Genomic DNA, 16996 nt, shown 5'->3' on the forward strand with positions numbered 1-16996 from the left:
TTGTAGCCACCATCATTTGATAAACAAAAAAAGCGCCTTTTTACTAACGTAAAATCGGGCGCTTTTTTATTGAGTTTAGTTGACTAGTACTGCCTACAAACTACAACCGGTTGATTGAAAAATTCAGTGAATTAGTCATAGGTGTAGGTAATAGATGCGCTTAAGCGTCTGTCGGTATAGTTGTTACCAAACTGAGATATGCCTGTATTCAAATCTCCCTCTTGCTTGAGGTACCTAGCATCAATACTTGCTTTTAACCGGCGACCGAACTCTCTTTCTAAACCAATGGATGCATTCCAGTTGTCGCTTTCGCCTCTAAATACGTCTTCTGCACCCTGACCTGTGATATTGGCGTAGTTAATACTGCTAGTTATGTTGGTATAGCTACCAATTTTATAGGCTACGTTTGTACCGAAAGAGTAGGTGCGTCTTAGTCTATCTTCGTCTAAGTAATCATCTTCGGCATATCGCCAAGAAAAAGCGAGGGTAATTCTAGAAAAGTCATAACCTGCTTGAAAATTTGCACTTTTTCGCAGAATGATGTTGTCATCAAACTCTAGATTTTGTGAAGTAAGCTGCACCAATTGCTCTCCCGCGGAGGGTGTATAACTTAAGCTATTGGGCTGAAAACAGTCAGCAATGGATGTCGATGAAGTTGGGCAAACAAATACGCCTAAGTTCTCTGGGTCAGCTAACAAGCGAGAGGTGTTAGTAACGTCTTCCGAATAGCTGAACGAGGTTCGTAAGTATTTGGAATTGTAGCTAATATTTGCCGATGCCGATTCACCATAGAAACGACGCCCGTAAGTAGCAGCAATCCGTGTGCGAGTGCTCAGTGCCCATTGCATATCAACACCTACGAATGTTTCACCATCGTCTTCCCCTAGATCGGAATCACTCTTATTGGCCGTTAACGATATATAGCGATTCTCAGCTTGACGGTAAGTTAACCCCACCCCATAAGAATTAAACTCCCTAACCAAACTGTTCGTGTCATCTCTGTCTGAAATTTGGTTAGCTTCGTGCCTTGCAGTCAAACGAATGGCCCAGTCGCCATAAATTCGAGTATCTATATAACCGTCACCAGTTCTCGATTCAAAGTCACCATTGTTTGCTTGACCTCGCTCAGTATTCTGATAAGTGCCCGTAACTGACCAAATGAAATACTCGGCTTCATCACCGTTTATTAACTTGCCGCTCAGTTGATAACTATCATTATCGAGAGCATTGCTGTTAGTCAAAGACCGTTCTGAAGCTGTATCTGAGTAGGAGGCTGTGCCTTGTCCTCTTACCCAGTCGCCTTGGTCAAGTGTCAGCGTTGATGAGAGTCTGTTGGAGCGTGTTTTTGCCAAGCTGTCAGAATTAGCAATAAAATCTGTTACCAGAAAATTTGAAGCATTAGTATTCTGATAGCTTAATGCCCCAGCGGCTTGAAAAGATAATAAATTTTCAAGAGGTTCCCACTGAGCAGAATAGCTGTACTCTGCATAATCTTGGCGCTGGCTAGCATCGTCGTTATCGCGTTCCAGATGGGTGTATGTACCGGACCATAACCCTCGAAATGTTCTTGTTTGATAAGTAGCGTTTACTTTTGGTGCCACAGTCACTGTTGTAAGTGAACGGTTTCCATTTTCCTCAGTATCGACACTTTGGTAGATGGTTTCGGCTGTGGCAACAGCATTCACGTCAAGTTTTGCAAAAGCAGGTAGACTTGTTGCGACGGCTGCAGCAACAAGTGTCGGCTTTATTATTCTTCTTTTAGGCATTGTATTGCGCCTATTCGCTGCGCTCTGAGTAATAATACCCATAATATCCGCTTCCATCGGTGTCGTTATGTACAGACTTGTTCACTACAAATCCTATGGCCATCTCTGGGTTCAATCGCTCCACAGACATTTTAATATCGCCTATCTTCGCTTTGCCCTCTTCTACGACAACAACCGCTTGGCCAGCGAAATTAGCGAGAATAGCACTCTCGTTTATACCAATGAGAGGAGGCGTATCAAAAATAACTATTCGATCTGGGTATCTATTTGCAAATTCATTAACAGTGTCATGCATTTTCTGGCTTGCTAGCAGTTCGGTAGACAAATGGTGCGATTTTCCAGCAGGAATAATTTTCAGCTTATCGATGTTGGTTGGGTACAGCACATCTGAAATATCGTCAACGTCCCCGGTCAAGTATTCCATTAGCCCTTTACGACGCTCTAACCCTAAAGTGTTTAATACATTAGGCTTAAGTACGTCGGCGTCCACAAGAAGTACGGTTTTATCCTGCTCCGATGCGATACTCATCGCCAGGTTGGTTGCAGTGAATGTCTTCCCTTCAGAAGGGCGACTACTGGTAACCATAATAATGTTCGGGTTGTGAAGGGTTTTCGCTAGTGAACCAAAAGCATTTGCTAAAAGCTTACGCTTTATTTCTCGGTACTCTTCATTAATTTGTTTTCTCTCACCGTTAAGCGAAATATGTCCGTTCTTATCAAGTCGCACGAAATCAATAACAAACTCGTCAAGTGGAGTTTTTTTATTGATAAATTCCTTTTCTTCAGCAATTACGGTTTCAACAGGAAGCTCTGCGGGTGCAGGTTTGTCAATTGATACCTTCGACTCTTCAGGCGCGTTTGAATGACTAGCGTCTTCAATTTTTTCTGTAGACGAAGTCTTATGACTTGCTGCTTTCGCCTCTTTTTGTTTTTGAAGTGCCTTCTCAATTGTATTTTTCATTAAAGAAGCCCTCCAAACAAATCTATATTCATAATTTCAGCGGCGACCAAGGCGCCGTACATTGCCAAAATAGTACCACTGGAAAGCAGAAACACTAAAAGACGGTTTCTGTTTGTTTTATTTATTTGCTCAATGTTCAAGTGGGTTACAGTACCCCATATAGGATAATCTGACACATTGAGTAACTGCTTAGGCCTAATCAAAATAGGATTAAGTTGGCTTATAAGAAATGCGATGCCAATTCCTGTACCGAAACCCAAAATTAACACTGCAGTGTAAAAAATTAGCCTGTTGGGGCCTGAAGGGCGCTTGGGAAGAAGCGGGGGCTCTATAATTCTGAATTGAAGGTCTTCTGCTGACACATCAGCTCTTCGAGATAAGTCTGCTGATTCTTTTCGTGACAAAAGTTCTTCATATTTTCGTTTTGTAACATCGTAATCTCTATTCAATGCAGAGGATTCTGCTTCAATCTGAGGAATCAGGTCTACTTTACTTTCGAGTTCTGCAATTTTTCTTTGCAAATCACTATCTTTAACACGAAGGGATGCAATTTGGCTCTCTAGACGGCTGGCTTCGAGCTTAATCTCTCGGTTCAGTTCCGTCAAAGGTTGAGTATTATTACTTTCATCAGCGTTTAGGAAGGCATCTATCTCTTTTTGCCTAGACTTCTCAAGACTTTCTAATAAAGCTCGTGATTCAACGACGTCAGGGTGAAGATCTGTAAATCGAAGAGATAGTCTATCTAGTTCTTCCTCTAGCGCTTTTATTCTTTCGTCATATCGTGTCTGTAAAACTGAGTCATTCTGATTGGTAACACTAAAACTGTCAGCTCGTTTTACATTACCGATTTGATTTTTAAGTGAATCAACTTGTTGCTGAGTTTGCCTTATCTGCAATCGAGTAGCTTCAAGTTCATTATTTAAAGTCTGTAGGTTTGAATAATATGTCCCGGCTAGCGGGAGAATATCATTATATTGTCTCTTAAAATTAGCCAGACGCTGTTCCGATTCTGATAGTCTCGATTCATACTCCGCAATTTGTTCATCTAAAAACCTACCAGCGGTGTCTGTATCCTTCCTGTTATTACCCAGTGCGCCTTCGACAAATAAGTCTAGCGTTTCTTGAACCACACGTTGAGCTGTGTTGGGAGATTGGTTGGAATACGTTATATTGTAAATATTATCTCTACCAGTTTTATTCAACTGTATGCTATTGGATAGCCTGTTGACCAAGTCATCAAACTCATCTTCATTTTGCGTCGTTATATCAAGGTCACTCTCTCGAGCAATTTTCTCTACATTACTTCTACTGAGTAATGTTTTGGCCATCATTTGAATCTCTTGGTCAGGATTAGTCTGAATTGCTAATCCTTTCAGTAATGGCTGTAAAACCGAGCGAGTATCTACGAACACTTGGGCTTTTGAAGAGTAGACATCGGGAAGGCTGGCAACATATAAAAAGCCAATAGGGCAGATAAGCCATGAAAAAATAATCACGTAACGCTTTTTAATCCAAACCCCTTTAATGTAATCAAGAATTTGGATTAGCGTTTGTTGTAAGTCCTGCATTTTATTATTTGTTCCGTTTACTGCTTTACAACTAGAACCAAGCTTCTGGAATAATTACAATATCACCAGGTAGCATATCGACATTTTTTGAGATATCACCATCTCTAATCAAATCGTCAATGTTTATTTCGAACGTTTTTTGTTTTCCGGCGATTACTCGAACCAGTTTCGCGTTATTTCCGTCTGCAAATTCCGTTAAACCACCTACGGCTATCATTAAATCCAGTAACGTCATGTGCTCTGAGTAACTTACAGCACTTGGATTTGTAGCTTCACCAATCACGCGAACCTGTTCACTCAAAGGACCAGTGAAATTGTTCACACTTACCGTCACTCTCGGGTTGTTTATGTAGGTAGAAAGCTGTTCTTCTATTTCCCTTGCAAGCATTGTTGGCGTTCTACCAGCCACATCAATATCTTCCACTAGAGAAGTGGTCACCTTTCCGTCCGGTCGAACAATAAAATTGCCAGAAACCTCTGGGTTTCTCCAAACAAAAATAGTTAGGGAATCACCTGGGCCAATTAAATATTGGTAATCATTAACATTGGTAGTTAGTGAAGGTCGGGTAGTTGCTTCAGGCAGAGTGCCAGTGTTACTGCAACCATTAAGACCGATAAGTAAAAGTGGAGCACAGCACGTTATTAGTTTTTTAAAGCGGAACATAAGAGATCATCCTACACTCATTATGGTTAATTTATGGCTTTTGCCGTTTACCCTACGGTAAATGTCACTATAATGCCAATAACAATTGTAGTCTATTGGAATAAATCCCTTTATGATGGGAAAAACGCCGCAGTTTTAGGGGGCCAGGGGTGGCAGTAAACAAGCGCAATCAAAATAAACGCTCAAATATACTAGTAATAACAGAAGCGTTGCTCATTGCTTACATGGGTTATATTTCTCACTTTATCCTTACGCAAATTGGAATGTCGCCAAATGTGGCGGTGGAAAAACTGATAATCAACGTAGGAATGCTTACAGTTTCAATATTGTTGTGTTCGTTATCCGTTGGGTTGTATGAAGCGAAGTTAAGAGAAACTTTTCGGGGTATCATCCGTCGCATATTCGTAAGCGTGGGACTGAGTTATTTTTTAGTCGAAGTGCTAAGTCGAGCATTTTTTGATGACTTGGTTATGGATTCTTATTTCCTGCCGGCATCGGTTTGTTCAATTATTATAACCTTAGTTGTTTTCAGATATTTCACAAACCGTCTTGGCTTGTTAGGCCTAGGGAAAGTGCGCATATTAGTCCTTGGGCAGGGGAAAGAGCTTCAATTATTGAAAAGCGTATGCGCAGAGATGTGGATAGAATTGGGTTTGAGCTTGTAGGGTTCATCCCAATTCCAGGAGACAATCGCGAAGACGGAATTCGAAAAGAGAAGATTATTCATCTTAAGGTAGACGAGAGTTTTCAACAGTTCATTGCAGATAATGAAATAGAAGAAATAGTCATCGCTTGCGACCAACGTCGTGGAACGCTTCCTGTAGAAGTGCTTTTTGACTGCAGGCTTAGAGGGATTGAAGTTACCGAGCTTTTAGATTTCATGGAGCGAGAAACAGGGCAAATAGTGGTAAACCTGATGTACCCGAGTTGGGTCATTTATTCCAATGGATTTCAGAGCCAGAATTATTTGCGAGACGCGCTAGATTACACCCTCAACGCGTTCCTAGCGTTCATCATATTCCTCTTTGTTTGGCCAATTATGCTGATTACCGCATTCATTATTTATTGCGATGATGGCAGACGTACAGGTGTGTCCGTTTTCTATAAACAAGAGCGAGTGGGGTTAAACGGAAAGCTTTTCAAAATAATTAAATTCAGAAGTATGCGACCTGATGCAGAAAAAGATGGCGCTAAATGGGCAAGCAAGAATGATGATCGCGTTACTCGTATTGGCCACTTTATTAGAAAGTACCGCGTAGACGAATTACCACAGCTTTTAAATGTGTTTAAAGGTGAAATGGCATTTATCGGACCTCGTCCAGAGAGACCTCAGTTTGTAGAGCAGCTTGTACGCGAAGTGCCCTATTACAATCAGCGTCATAACGTTAAACCAGGTTTAGCTGGCTGGGCACAGCTCAATTACCCTTATGGCGCCAGCGTAGAAGACTCTATGGAAAAGCTTAAGTTCGATCTTTATTATGTAAAACACCAAAGTTTGCTGTTAGATATTTTGATACTTATCCGTACGGTTGAAATTGTACTGTTTGGCAAAGGGCGATAATCATGAAGCTAGATAATCGACTCAATGCCATGACAGTAGATGTGGAAGACTACTTTCAAGTTTCTGCTTTTGAAGGCGTAGTAAACAAAAGTGATTGGGATTCGATTGGCTTGAGAGTGGGAGATAATACCCATCGCCTTCTAGATTTGTTTGCTCAAAATAACGTTAAATCGACATTTTTTACGTTAGGCTGGGTGGCGCAGCGCTGTCCGGACGTAATTAAACGGATAGTAAGTGAAGGTCATGAGCTTGCGAGCCACGGACTAGCGCATCAGCGCGCTACAACGATGTCCGAGCAAGAGCTTTTCGATGATATTAAGCAAAGCAAAGAGATTCTTGAAGATATAGGCGGTGTGGCGTTAAAAGGCTATAGAGCGCCGAGTTTTTCAATTAACGATTCGAACACGTGGGCGTACGATATCCTAAAGGAGCTTGGCTTTGTTTATTCTTCTAGTACTTATCCAATCAACCACGATCTCTATGGTGTACCAGATTGGCCGCGCTTTAAATACAAACGTGAGAATGGTCTGATAGAGATTCCAATACCAACAGTTCGTAAGAAAGGAACAAATATTGGGATTGGTGGTGGCGGTTATTTTCGTCTTTATCCTTATTGGTTATCTAAACGCCGTATTACTGAGTTCATGCAATCTGAAAGTGCGCCATACAGTTTCTATTTTCATCCTTGGGAGATAGATGCTGATCAACCAAAATTTAATTCTGCTCCATGGAAGTCTAAAGCTCGTCACTACATCAACTTGTCAAGAATGGAAGGCAAAGTAGAAAAGCTGCTTAAAGACTTTAACTGGGTAACAATGCAGCAAGCTTACGAGATAAAATAGGCTGTAACTATTAAAGTAAGAATAAAGGGGCAGGGAAATGCATCTGGGTAATACTGGCGCGAGAGACAATAACCAGCGGAAAGCGGTAAACCTATCTTTTGCGAAGAACAAAGCGTTCTTTGTTTCAGGTTTTACAATGCTTTGCTTGTGGGTATTATTTTGTTGGCGTGGATTAAGTAGCGTAGTCCAAATATGGTATGGAAACGAAATATTTAACCATGGCTTTTTTATCGTACCAGGTGCTATCTACCTAATTTACTTGAAGCGCTATACGCTATTTGAGCAGCCAATTAAAACAACTCCTTTAGCATTTATCGTAATTGTTCCTGCGGTGGCACTTTACATAGTTGGTATTGCAGGCGACATTCAATTGTTTTTACATACAGCTACTTTTACATTGTTACCCGCAATTATATGGTTAATGGTGGGCACAAGAGCAGCTAAAACCATTTTGTTTCCGCTGGTTTTCATGCTTTTTAGTATTCCAGTAGGCGAACAACTTATTCCTTATCTTCAAGAGATTGCCGCCAATGGTTCGGTAGCACTTCTGCGCTTGACTGGAGTGCCATTGTTTCGAAGTGGTTTATATATAGAAATCCCCCAAGGGCGCTTCTTAGTGGCAGAAGCTTGTTCCGGCGTGAGTTTTTTCATCGCAAGCTTTGTAATTGGTAGTCTTTATGCTTACTTAAATTTGGTATCTGCTAAGCGCAGACTGGCCTTTGTGGCAATATCGCTAGTATTTCCCATTTTGGCTAATATCGTTCGCGTGTATGGCATTATCCTAATCGCTTACTGGACAGACATGGAGCATGCCGCCGGTGCCGACCATCTTATCTATGGTTGGTTCTTCTTTGCATTTGTTATTGTTTGCTTGTTGGGTATTGGAGAGCTGATGAGAGATAGCGAGGCCAAGCCTTCCGATTATCAGGAAGTCTCTGCGCTAAAGCCTACCTTATCTGTCGCAACCATTGTTTCATGTTCGCTGATATTGGCAATAGGTCACTTTGCGTATACCAACGTAGAAACAAACACTGCAAACGATTCAAGTAGTATGGTTGACCTATCACTGTTCGCTGACAAATCGTGTGCGCCTTTCATAAAGTTTCCTGTTGTGGATAGTCCTAATTATGAAATACAGGTGACGTTACAAGGAACACAGTGTAATGCCAGCGCGTTCATTGCTTTTTTCGACGAGGTGAATGGGGAGTTAGCGAGTTACCAAAATCGCGACTTCGATCCTTCCTACTTCTCATTGGAGACGTCACGTAACATCGAATTGGATGGTCACGATTTGTTGATGTCGGAGGTTGTGACTCCCTCCGGAGAGCAGCTGTTTATTTATAAATGGTATGTCATTAATTCAAAAGTTTATGCTTCCAAGGAAAAAGTGAAAATTAACCAAGTGATAAATAAACTTCTTTCAAAGCCCTATAAAGGGCATATTTGGTTGGTGGCGACCAAGCAACAGGGGCCTGGGTTAAACGAGAAGTTGCGAGAGCTCGTAGCGCTCTCGAAAGTCAAACTTGACTAGATTGGATATTATACGGAAGTTTGCGTTAGGTTTTAGACAGGTGAGCGATATGAATTCGTTTTGTCACAACTATGTTCGTGCTTTTCATGTGAAATTAGAAACGAAGGTATATAAAAGTTTTCTATTTTTTTACGGGCAAGAGTAAATTTCTCGCACATTAGATTTGAATTATTTTAAAAATGGAATCTTCGCTTAATGCATTAATAGAGGTCATGTTGTTAAACAGCTTTAGCTTAGATAATACAATGCCAACAATACATAAAAAGGTTTAGCAAGCAAATCTTTGTTTTCTCCATGACTCTGTCGAAGAGCTTTGGGGGGGGGGGATCAGTAGAGATTTTAGTTGTTTTTGATTTTAAGTGGTGGAGTAAAAGGTTTATGGACATAGGTGTAGATTCAGGCGCACTCCTTATACACGTATTTATAATTCTTTTTGTTATTAAAAGTTTTTTTGCTGACTCGGAAAACAACGAATGATAACAGATATATTTTATTCGTTCATTATAATTACTTTTATAGTGTTTGGATTCTCAAGGCCATATGTCGCGTTAGCCGCGGTACTCTGGATTGATACAGTTAAACCGCAAAATACCTCTTTTTCTTTTTTGTCAGGTAAGCCGTTATCGCTAATTTTGACCGCTTTTTTCTTATTAACTCTGCTGGTTAATGCTAAGAAGCTTCGAAAAGTAAATAATGGTGCATTTTATGTTTTATTTTTTGGGTTTATGTTATGGATAACGCTTTCTCATTTAAACGCTGAATTTCCTCTATATTCTGCGATAAAGTATGACACAGCAATAAAGACTCTTTTTATATTGTTTTTTATTCCATTTACTATTTCCACCAAAAAAGACTTTGACTTTGTCCTTTCAATTTTATATGCGGCCTCTTCTCTGTTTATCACAATAGGCGGGATAAAGTCTGCCATGGGTGGTGGCGGATATGGTATATCTCTTATTGGCCTCCAAGGCTCTGGCTTTATGTACTCAGAAGGCAGTATGCTGGCGACTCTTGCTGTTTGCTTGATACCACTTTCGTTGTACTTGGCTCACTATAGCTTTCTCTCAAATAAGAAAATATTCAGGTATTATTGTTATCTGGTAGTTTTTTGTGCTCTTACAACACAGGTCGGCACGCAGGCCAGAACTGGGGTAGTTGTTTTGGGAGTGTATGTTTTGTTGCATCTATATTACACCAAGAAAAAGCTAAAAGGCGTTGCATTTTTAATGGTGTTAGCGGTGATTGGTAGTCAATTCGTTACAGATGGTTGGTTGAAAAGAATGGAAACAATTGACCAAGGGACAACAACAGAGAAATCGGCAGTAGGAAGGATTGTTGTCTGGAGGTGGGCATTTGACTATGTTGCTGATCGCCCTATCTTGGGCGGTGGATTTTATGCTTATCTAGCAAATGCTGGAAAACTAGACCAGTACGGCCAGGAAGGAGAGGTAGTAATATCGCAAGGTGGTGCAAAAGCATACCATAATATCTATATAGAAGTGTTGGCCGAGACTGGCTATGGAGGGCTATTAATTTTCTTGGGCATTATAGTTCATACACTGCTATTAAATTCTAAAAAGCCGAATCCTAACGACCCTTGGAGTACAGAATCATCGAAAGCGATAAAAACTTTCACTCTATTATACTGTGCGGGTGGAATGTTTATTAATGTTGCCTTTTACCCTTGGATTTATATACTCTATACCCTCTCTGTCGCCAAAAACTCCATAAGCAGCAAGCAAGTTAATGAAGAAAAAGAAAGTCGCTATTGATGCTAGATTCGTATTGCGAAAACAAAGAGGAATGCCCCTATATACCTTTATGTTATGCAAGCTAATTCCGAAGATTCTGTATCAGCACCAGTTTGTTTTATTTATTAACAAAGGGTTTGAGCACAACGATTCAGCAGAAAAATATCAAGTAAGACTCGATGAGATCTGTAAGTTAGATAATGTCGAAATTGTAAATGCAGATGCTGAGGACGAAATTAGTTGGGAGCAGTTAATTCTTCCGAAATTGTTAAAAACTCATAAAGTCGACCTTCTGCATATGCCGGGAAATAGGGTTTGTTTATTCACTCGAGTTAAACAAATAACCACAACCCATGATTTAATGGAGTGGCACTCACTCAAAATATTTCGGTACTATAAAAACCGCAGTTTGAAAGAGAATTTTTATTTTTTTAGACAAAAAGCTTATTTGTGGGCTGTATATCGACTTGGTCTTTCATTTTCAGACCATGTTTTAACAATATCGCAATATTCAAAGCGTGATATAACGCAGAGCTTTCCAAAATTAAAGAATAAGAGCTCGTACGTTTATCATGGTATCCCCAGGGGGTTTAAACCTCCACTTAACAACACATCTAAACAAGGCGTTCTCATGCTTGGCGGCGACAGTCATCAAAAGAACCCAGAGAACATGTTAAAAGCATGGGCGCAGTTACCTGAAGAGTTGCAGAAAGCACATCCCCTCACTATTTTAGGGTTTGTTGGAGGGGAAGACTCTATCATTTCCAAAACCATTCGAGCATTGGGAATTGAAAATGACATTGTTATAAAAGGCTGGGTTACCGAAGACGAGCTTATTCAAGCAATGCAAACCTCAAAGGTGTTTATTTTTGCATCGCGCGAAGAGGGCTTTGGGTTTCCTCTTGTGCAATCAATGGCTTCTGGAACACCAGTAGTAACTTCTGAAGCTGACGTGCTTATAGAAATTGGGCAAGATGCGATTTGTAGCGCAAAAGCTGAAGACTTTCTTGCGTTGAGTAGTGCTGTAGGCAGCCTCCTTACAGACGAACAGCTTTACAATGAAAAAGTAAAAAAAGGCCTAACGATTTCATCCAAGTTTACTTGGGAGCATACCGCCGAACATATTGCGTCTACATATTTGACATTATTGAAATGAAAATAACAAAAGGAATATATTTCTTGATATTCAAGTTGGTGGAACCTTTGCGATGGCGTTTTGAACTGTATTTTGCTGAAAAATTTGATCTTTATGGTTCACTTTCATTCTACTTAAAGCAAAAGTTCACGAGGAAAAAATACTTAAAAACCGCTCCTGTCGTTTACATTTATGCAAACAAAAGAAACGTTGGGGACTATATTTCCCATCTTGGTTTAAAAGAAATAGTGGGTAAAGACGGCCCCGACCTCTTTTGTTCTCCTGTATGGTTAAAAGAGTTTAAAGCGCACATTGACTACTTAAAACAGCATAACCCAAATGTGCTGCTGGTAATTGGTGGAGGAGGCCTTTTACAGCCAGTCTTTGAACCTTTTTGGCACGTTGTACTACAAAGTGGCTTGCGTTTCACCGCGCATGGTATTGGTATTAATAAGATGTCTGGAAGAGGGGAAATGAAAGGTGATTTATTTCCTAAAATCGCGAAAGGCGCCGACCATTTAGGCGTGAGAGATGTATATACCTTCAACTTTTTAGAGCAATTTGCACCAAATAAACTAGTTCTTACCGCTTGCCCCTCAATAAACTATCTGGTTCCACGTTACTGGCAATCACAAGTACGTTCTTCAAACGTTTTTTTGCATCTAATCCATCCGTCAGATGTAAGGTTGGCAGGCGCTGACCTAGATACAATATCAAAAAATCTGATGGCTGTAGCTGAAGCTTTGGGGTTGGAATATCAAGAGCATACTAATATGGATTCTTCTCATGTTCGAATGTTGAAAAAGGTAAGTAATGCTCGCGTTATTGTGAGTAGTCGTCTGCACGGCTGTATAATGGGTTTCGGTATGGGAATTCCTTTCTTGCCGTTACTGTGCGATGACAAAATGAAAGCATTCTTGACATCACACACGGAAGTTGACGGGGTTGATGTTAAGCAAGCAGAAGACGCATCTGTTTTGAAGCATAGAGTTGAGTCGCTTCTAGCTGAATGTAGCAGCGACCGAAGTAAGCTTGATGTGAAGCTTGCTGAAAATGCAGAAGCGGGTAGTTACATAAATAGCCTAGCGTCAAAAATCGCCAAAGATTAATCATAAATGCAATAAAGCAGCAAGCCATGGTGTTAATGCAAAAAATAGTTTGTGGAATTGCGCGCATTGAACAAAATAAGGGATAGGTATGAATGTTACCTTTAGTGGCTTCTACGGTATGAAAAATACGGGCGACGATTGCTTTTGCAAAGTCGCAGAGTGGGGAGCGCAGCATTACTGGGGCGCTGATACCAGTTATTTCTTTTCTAAAAAAATTCCTAAGCTATCCAACAATGCAAAGCCGATTATGAAAACATTGCCATATCGTCTGCAGTTCATTAACGAGTTATTGTTAGATAGGCATTTTAAGAAAAATAAGCATCTAGTGTATTCTGGTGGTTCCATCTTCCACGGCAAAGACTGGTGGGAAATGGAATATGCCAATAAAAACTTTGAAAAGTATGACTTAAAGATTGGGGCTATTGGGGTTTCTGTAGGTCCCTTTGATTCGGTGGCACACGAAAAGAAAGTTATCGAGTTTATGAAACGCATGTCTTTTCTTTGTGTTAGAGACCTAAAGTCTTATGAATTGGTGCAGAGTTACAATTTAGACTTACCTTGCACACATGCTTTCGATCTTGCAGGGCTGTTGCCGAAGGTTGAAAAGTTGAAGCCTAAAGAAAGGCAAGAGAGCTCTAAATCGACCATAGGTTTAGCACTGTCATGGTTTAGTGGGGAAACGGGAGTAGTGCGTCACGAAAATAGTGAACGGCTTCAAATTCTGGCCTCAGCAATCAATGCACTGAATGCTAAAAGAGACGGTGGCGTTGCGCTTCGACTTTTTGTATTCAACGGACATGAAATACATGGTGATATGGCTGCAACACAGAAGTTTATTCGACTTCTGGACCCGTCTGTGAGCGTTGAGCTGTTCGAGTATGTCACCAATCCTATGAGTATGTGGCATCAGATTGGTGAGTGTGATGCATTTTTAAGTTTTAGACTACATGGCGCAATTTACGCGTTTATGGCTCACGTTCCTTTTTTATTAGCCGAGGTGCATGAAAAAGCCAGCAACTTTCTTAGTGATATTGATTGGCCAGAGAAATTTCGGGTAGGGGATTTTGAAGTGTCGCCTGATAGTTTGGTTAGTATTGTTGAAAAAATGCTGGAAGGGCACGACTTTTCGCAAAGTATAAAGCGTTGCGAGAATGACGCTGAAAAAAACTTCACGCATGCCGTGTTTGACTGAATATTTCACTGACTCAAGGAATGTTGATAAATGAAAACTGTTGTGCGTTCTACATCAAGGCTTCTTGATGTGTGCTTTGTGTGGAACACAGTCGATAAGGATTTAAAAGTTTGAACTTAGCGAGAAAAGTGGCCAGCAGTACGTCGCTGATCCTTATTGTTCGATTATTCCAACGCGGCATAGGTATTATTAGCTTGCTGATTCTTGCGCGTTTATTAACGCCCCAAGATTTTGGCGTAGTTGCAATAGCTACAATGCTTGTCTTTCTTTTCGATACATTGTCTGAGGGAGGCACTCAGCAATATATCATTCAGAAGAAGACCCTGGATGATAGCGACATTGTAACGGCATGGACGATTTCAATATTGTCTAAACTCGCGCTGTTTGTTGCGCTGCTTGCACTTACGCCTGTACTGGCCAACTTTTTGAACGCACCAGAAGCTGAATCTGCGATACGCGCTATGGCACTTGTGTTACCAATTTCTGCCTTTGCAAGCCCCCAACTCTTTATGCATAGAAGAGATTTGGAATACGGCATCATTTCTAAAATACTCTTGATTGAGAGAGTTGTGAGTTTCTTAGTTACAGTGGTACTGGCTTTCATTTTAAAGAACTATTGGGCCATGATAATAGGCGTGCTGGCAGCATACACCAGCAAAACACTGCTCTCTCATTGGTATGCGCCTTATCCTTTGAAGTTTTCATTGAGCCGCATAAAGGAGCAAATGAGTTTTTCATTGTGGATGCTCATTCGCTCTATTTTGGGGTACGTGCGCGCCGAGTTCGACGTGATTTTCATTAGTAAAATGTACGGTGCAGATCAGCTTGGTGGTTTTAGCTTAATGAGAAACCTTTCATTCTTGCCAAGTAGAGAAATAATCGCTCCTGTATCTAATGTATTCCTAGCAAGCTTTTCTGAAATTAAAAGAAGGGGCGATCCAATTGGAGAGCACATCGTGGTTGTGCTTACCATATTGCTATGTGCAATATTTCCCGTTATTGGCTATTTACACGTTTTTAATCAGGAGCTTGTTTCGCTGTTTTTAGGACAGCAGTGGCTGCCTTTTGCGCACTTATTACCGCTATTAGCCATGTTCACCATTACATTTGCCGTATCCACTTTTGTTCAGCAAGGGCTTATTGCAAATGGAGATGTTAAGCTATTGTCGGTTTATGAAATGGTAACATTGAGCTTATTATTAGCCCTGTTTACGTTTTTCTTCTCAGGCAGCATGGAAGAATTTATTATCGCAAGGATAGTATTCGCTTTCACTGTGATGGGCATCTTGCTGGTGTTTTGTTTTATGCGGTTTGGCCTACCTGTAGTTAGCTTACTGTTTATTTGTTCGCTTTTGACCACGGCGTGTTTTTCTGCTGTCTTATCAGCACAAATGTTGACGGGGCAGGGTATAGTCTACCTTGTATTGGGGAGTGCTCTGTACTTTGGAGTTTATTTTGTCGCGTGTTTATTTTTCCTATTTTTGTTTAAAAAGCACAAGGTGCTCAAAGAAGTCACCTCTTTGGCCTCGCGGTTTATTAGCTCTAGAAGGAGTCGCTGAAAACCTGCTAGCGTAAGAGTTTCGCATTGATAGTATAGTTAATGATATCGGTTGGTCTTCGAAAACGTATCTTGTGTACGTTGAATTTGAGCGATTTATACCTCTAGACAGTCAAATGATAAGCATTTGATTGAGAATATGGAGAAGGATTTTTCCTATTTTCTCCGTTTCAGAAGTGACTGTCTAATGCATGTGTGGGTTTTCGAACTTGGTTGAGACAAAGTTTTCCTGGATGCAACTTCTGATCAAGTATCCCTTCTTTTACATTGGCTCCAAATGGTTTTATAGCGAGGGCCTAGACATGCCACAACGGTGGCAAGCCAAGCCTGTGTCTTGGACTATTACTGCTTTAATAGTCCCTACTCGCGTGGTTTTTTTTGTCTGTCTTCGAGGCTTTTTTAGCTTCAATGTAATTCTTAATTCTCCAGGGTATCAGGCGAGAAATACCACTCTCATCACGTTGTGTGCTTTGATCTATCACAAGTGACTCCCAAGCTCTTCCCAGCACATCACATGGATTTTCTTTGTACCATAGGTTTCCATACAATTGCGTACGCTGGTATTGCAGGTGGTCATATTTTGCTTTAACTGCGTGTAGAGTTTCGTTATTAGGAGAAAAGATCACTATGCTATTGTTTTTAGTTTGCTGTTTAACTGTATTGCACCACTCCCATGGCACCCAGCACGTGTCTACATTCTTATTCCCTTTCCAATACTCCCTGATGTAGGTATATTCAGGTTTGAATTTCATGTAGTAGGTATGATGGTCACTCAACTCAGAGTTTATCGATGGGTTTAGGTTTACCATGTATGTTAGTGCTTTTCTTCTAATATCTGGATGAGGGCTTATTTCATAACCATCCAAGTATTTTTGAATGCCACTGTCGTAATTGCATTCGTCAGCTTGCACACCAAATTTTCTTGAAATACATTGAATGAATTCATCACTTTCGAGAAAGCTAGTCAATTCTCGAACTATCGTTGACTCTGGCTGTTTGAGCCTAAGTACAATTCCGAAACCTTCACATGCTGTATTAATTTTTTGAGAAGCATGTTTATGTTCATGCCATTTTATGTATTCTTCGTGGTCATTTATACAGCCTGGGAAGTCGATTATTTTATAGCCATTATTAAACAGCTTTTCAAACAAATCTTTATCGTTTTTACAGTCGCTTATGTTTAGCTCTTTTGCCCTGACAAGCTGTTCAAAATGTTCTGGAGTGAAAAGATTGTTCAGCTCAAGGTGTAAAAAAGGTGATGTCGATAATTCGGTATTGTTAATTTTTTCAATTATATAATCAAACTGCATGTCTTTTCCTTATGACCAAGCTTCAGAGTCCATTTCAAAGTCGCACAT

At 40.5% G+C, this 16996-nt stretch carries 12 protein-coding genes and 1 pseudogene; 8 read left to right on the forward strand and 5 right to left on the reverse strand.

Annotated features, from left to right (window positions below):
• Positions 1-131 precede the first annotated feature (131 nt).
• From WA381_RS14555 to WA381_RS14570, 4 genes are read right to left on the reverse strand one after another with little or no spacing between them, the layout of a single operon-like run.
• Entirely contained in the window at positions 132-1808 is a 1677-nt protein-coding gene (locus WA381_RS14555; RefSeq protein WP_069944662.1) for a hypothetical protein, read from the reverse strand.
• Positions 1777-2727: an XrtA-associated tyrosine autokinase gene (locus WA381_RS14560; protein ID WP_069944661.1), complete on the reverse strand. Its 951-nt coding sequence runs from the start codon at positions 2725-2727 to the stop codon at positions 1777-1779. Before WA381_RS14560 ends, WA381_RS14555 begins: the two co-directional genes overlap by 32 nt.
• Entirely contained in the window at positions 2727-4295 is a 1569-nt protein-coding gene (locus tag WA381_RS14565; protein ID WP_069944660.1) for an XrtA system polysaccharide chain length determinant, read from the reverse strand. The genes WA381_RS14560 and WA381_RS14565 overlap by 1 nt, the downstream gene beginning before the upstream one ends.
• Positions 4296-4326: 31 nt before the next feature.
• Positions 4327-4959, reverse strand: coding sequence for an XrtA/PEP-CTERM system exopolysaccharide export protein (locus tag WA381_RS14570; RefSeq protein WP_014977096.1), 633 nt, complete (start codon positions 4957-4959; stop codon positions 4327-4329).
• A gap of 149 nt (positions 4960-5108) precedes the next feature.
• Here WA381_RS14570 and WA381_RS14575 point away from each other — a divergent pair.
• From WA381_RS14575 to WA381_RS14610, 8 genes and pseudogenes are all read left to right on the forward strand, one after another.
• Positions 5109-6520, forward strand: a pseudogene (locus WA381_RS14575) (TIGR03013 family XrtA/PEP-CTERM system glycosyltransferase).
• A gap of 2 nt (positions 6521-6522) precedes the next feature.
• The gene (locus WA381_RS14580; RefSeq protein ID WP_069944659.1) at positions 6523-7362 is read left to right on the forward strand and encodes an XrtA system polysaccharide deacetylase; all 840 of its coding nucleotides are present in this window, start codon (positions 6523-6525) and stop codon (positions 7360-7362) included.
• Positions 7363-7399: 37 nt separating this feature from the next.
• A complete protein-coding gene (xrtA, locus tag WA381_RS14585; RefSeq protein WP_069944658.1) occupies positions 7400-8893 on the forward strand; it encodes an exosortase A in 1494 nt (497 codons plus the stop codon).
• Positions 8894-9366: 473 nt separating this feature from the next.
• The gene (locus tag WA381_RS14590) at positions 9367-10665 is read left to right on the forward strand and encodes a DUF5935 domain-containing protein (protein WP_069944657.1); all 1299 of its coding nucleotides are present in this window, start codon (positions 9367-9369) and stop codon (positions 10663-10665) included.
• The gene (locus WA381_RS14595) at positions 10640-11800 is read left to right on the forward strand and encodes a glycosyltransferase family 4 protein (RefSeq protein WP_156086689.1); all 1161 of its coding nucleotides are present in this window, start codon (positions 10640-10642) and stop codon (positions 11798-11800) included. The genes WA381_RS14590 and WA381_RS14595 overlap by 26 nt, the downstream gene beginning before the upstream one ends.
• Positions 11797-12888 (forward strand): polysaccharide pyruvyl transferase family protein, encoded by a 1092-nt coding sequence (locus WA381_RS14600; protein ID WP_081334016.1) that lies wholly within the window; start codon positions 11797-11799, stop codon positions 12886-12888. Before WA381_RS14595 ends, WA381_RS14600 begins: the two co-directional genes overlap by 4 nt.
• An 88-nt stretch (positions 12889-12976) precedes the next feature.
• Positions 12977-14080, forward strand: coding sequence for a polysaccharide pyruvyl transferase family protein (locus WA381_RS14605; protein WP_069944654.1), 1104 nt, complete (start codon positions 12977-12979; stop codon positions 14078-14080).
• 110 nt (positions 14081-14190) lie between these two features.
• Positions 14191-15639: an oligosaccharide flippase family protein gene (locus WA381_RS14610; RefSeq protein ID WP_069944653.1), complete on the forward strand. Its 1449-nt coding sequence runs from the start codon at positions 14191-14193 to the stop codon at positions 15637-15639.
• Positions 15640-15988: 349 nt separating this feature from the next.
• Here WA381_RS14610 and WA381_RS14615 read toward each other — a convergent pair whose 3' ends face one another.
• Complete coding sequence (locus WA381_RS14615; protein WP_069944652.1) at positions 15989-16948, reverse strand: hypothetical protein; 960 nt, start codon at positions 16946-16948, stop codon at positions 15989-15991.
• Between the last annotated feature and the right edge of the window lie 48 nt (positions 16949-16996).

The sequence above is a fragment of the Alteromonas sp. CH_MED4-4 genome, assembly GCF_037029575.1.
Taxonomy (GTDB): Bacteria; Pseudomonadota; Gammaproteobacteria; order Enterobacterales; family Alteromonadaceae; genus Alteromonas; species Alteromonas macleodii.

What these genes read in the sequence shown, in the direction of transcription:
- WA381_RS14555 (WP_069944662.1), bottom strand. Translation starts at nt 1,808, where the DNA reads ATGGGTATTATTACTCAGAGCGCAGCGAATAGGCGCAATACAATGCCT.
- WA381_RS14560 (WP_069944661.1), bottom strand. Translation starts at nt 2,727, where the DNA reads ATGAAAAATACAATTGAGAAGGCACTTCAAAAACAAAAAGAGGCGAAA.
- WA381_RS14565 (WP_069944660.1), bottom strand. Translation starts at nt 4,295, where the DNA reads ATGCAGGACTTACAACAAACGCTAATCCAAATTCTTGATTACATTAAA.
- WA381_RS14570 (WP_014977096.1), bottom strand. Translation starts at nt 4,959, where the DNA reads ATGTTCCGCTTTAAAAAACTAATAACGTGCTGTGCTCCACTTTTACTT.
- WA381_RS14580 (WP_069944659.1), top strand. Translation starts at nt 6,523, where the DNA reads ATGAAGCTAGATAATCGACTCAATGCCATGACAGTAGATGTGGAAGAC.
- xrtA (WP_069944658.1), top strand. Translation starts at nt 7,400, where the DNA reads ATGCATCTGGGTAATACTGGCGCGAGAGACAATAACCAGCGGAAAGCG.
- WA381_RS14590 (WP_069944657.1), top strand. Translation starts at nt 9,367, where the DNA reads ATGATAACAGATATATTTTATTCGTTCATTATAATTACTTTTATAGTG.
- WA381_RS14595 (WP_156086689.1), top strand. Translation starts at nt 10,640, where the DNA reads ATGAAGAAAAAGAAAGTCGCTATTGATGCTAGATTCGTATTGCGAAAA.
- WA381_RS14600 (WP_081334016.1), top strand. Translation starts at nt 11,797, where the DNA reads ATGAAAATAACAAAAGGAATATATTTCTTGATATTCAAGTTGGTGGAA.
- WA381_RS14605 (WP_069944654.1), top strand. Translation starts at nt 12,977, where the DNA reads ATGAATGTTACCTTTAGTGGCTTCTACGGTATGAAAAATACGGGCGAC.
- WA381_RS14615 (WP_069944652.1), bottom strand. Translation starts at nt 16,948, where the DNA reads ATGCAGTTTGATTATATAATTGAAAAAATTAACAATACCGAATTATCG.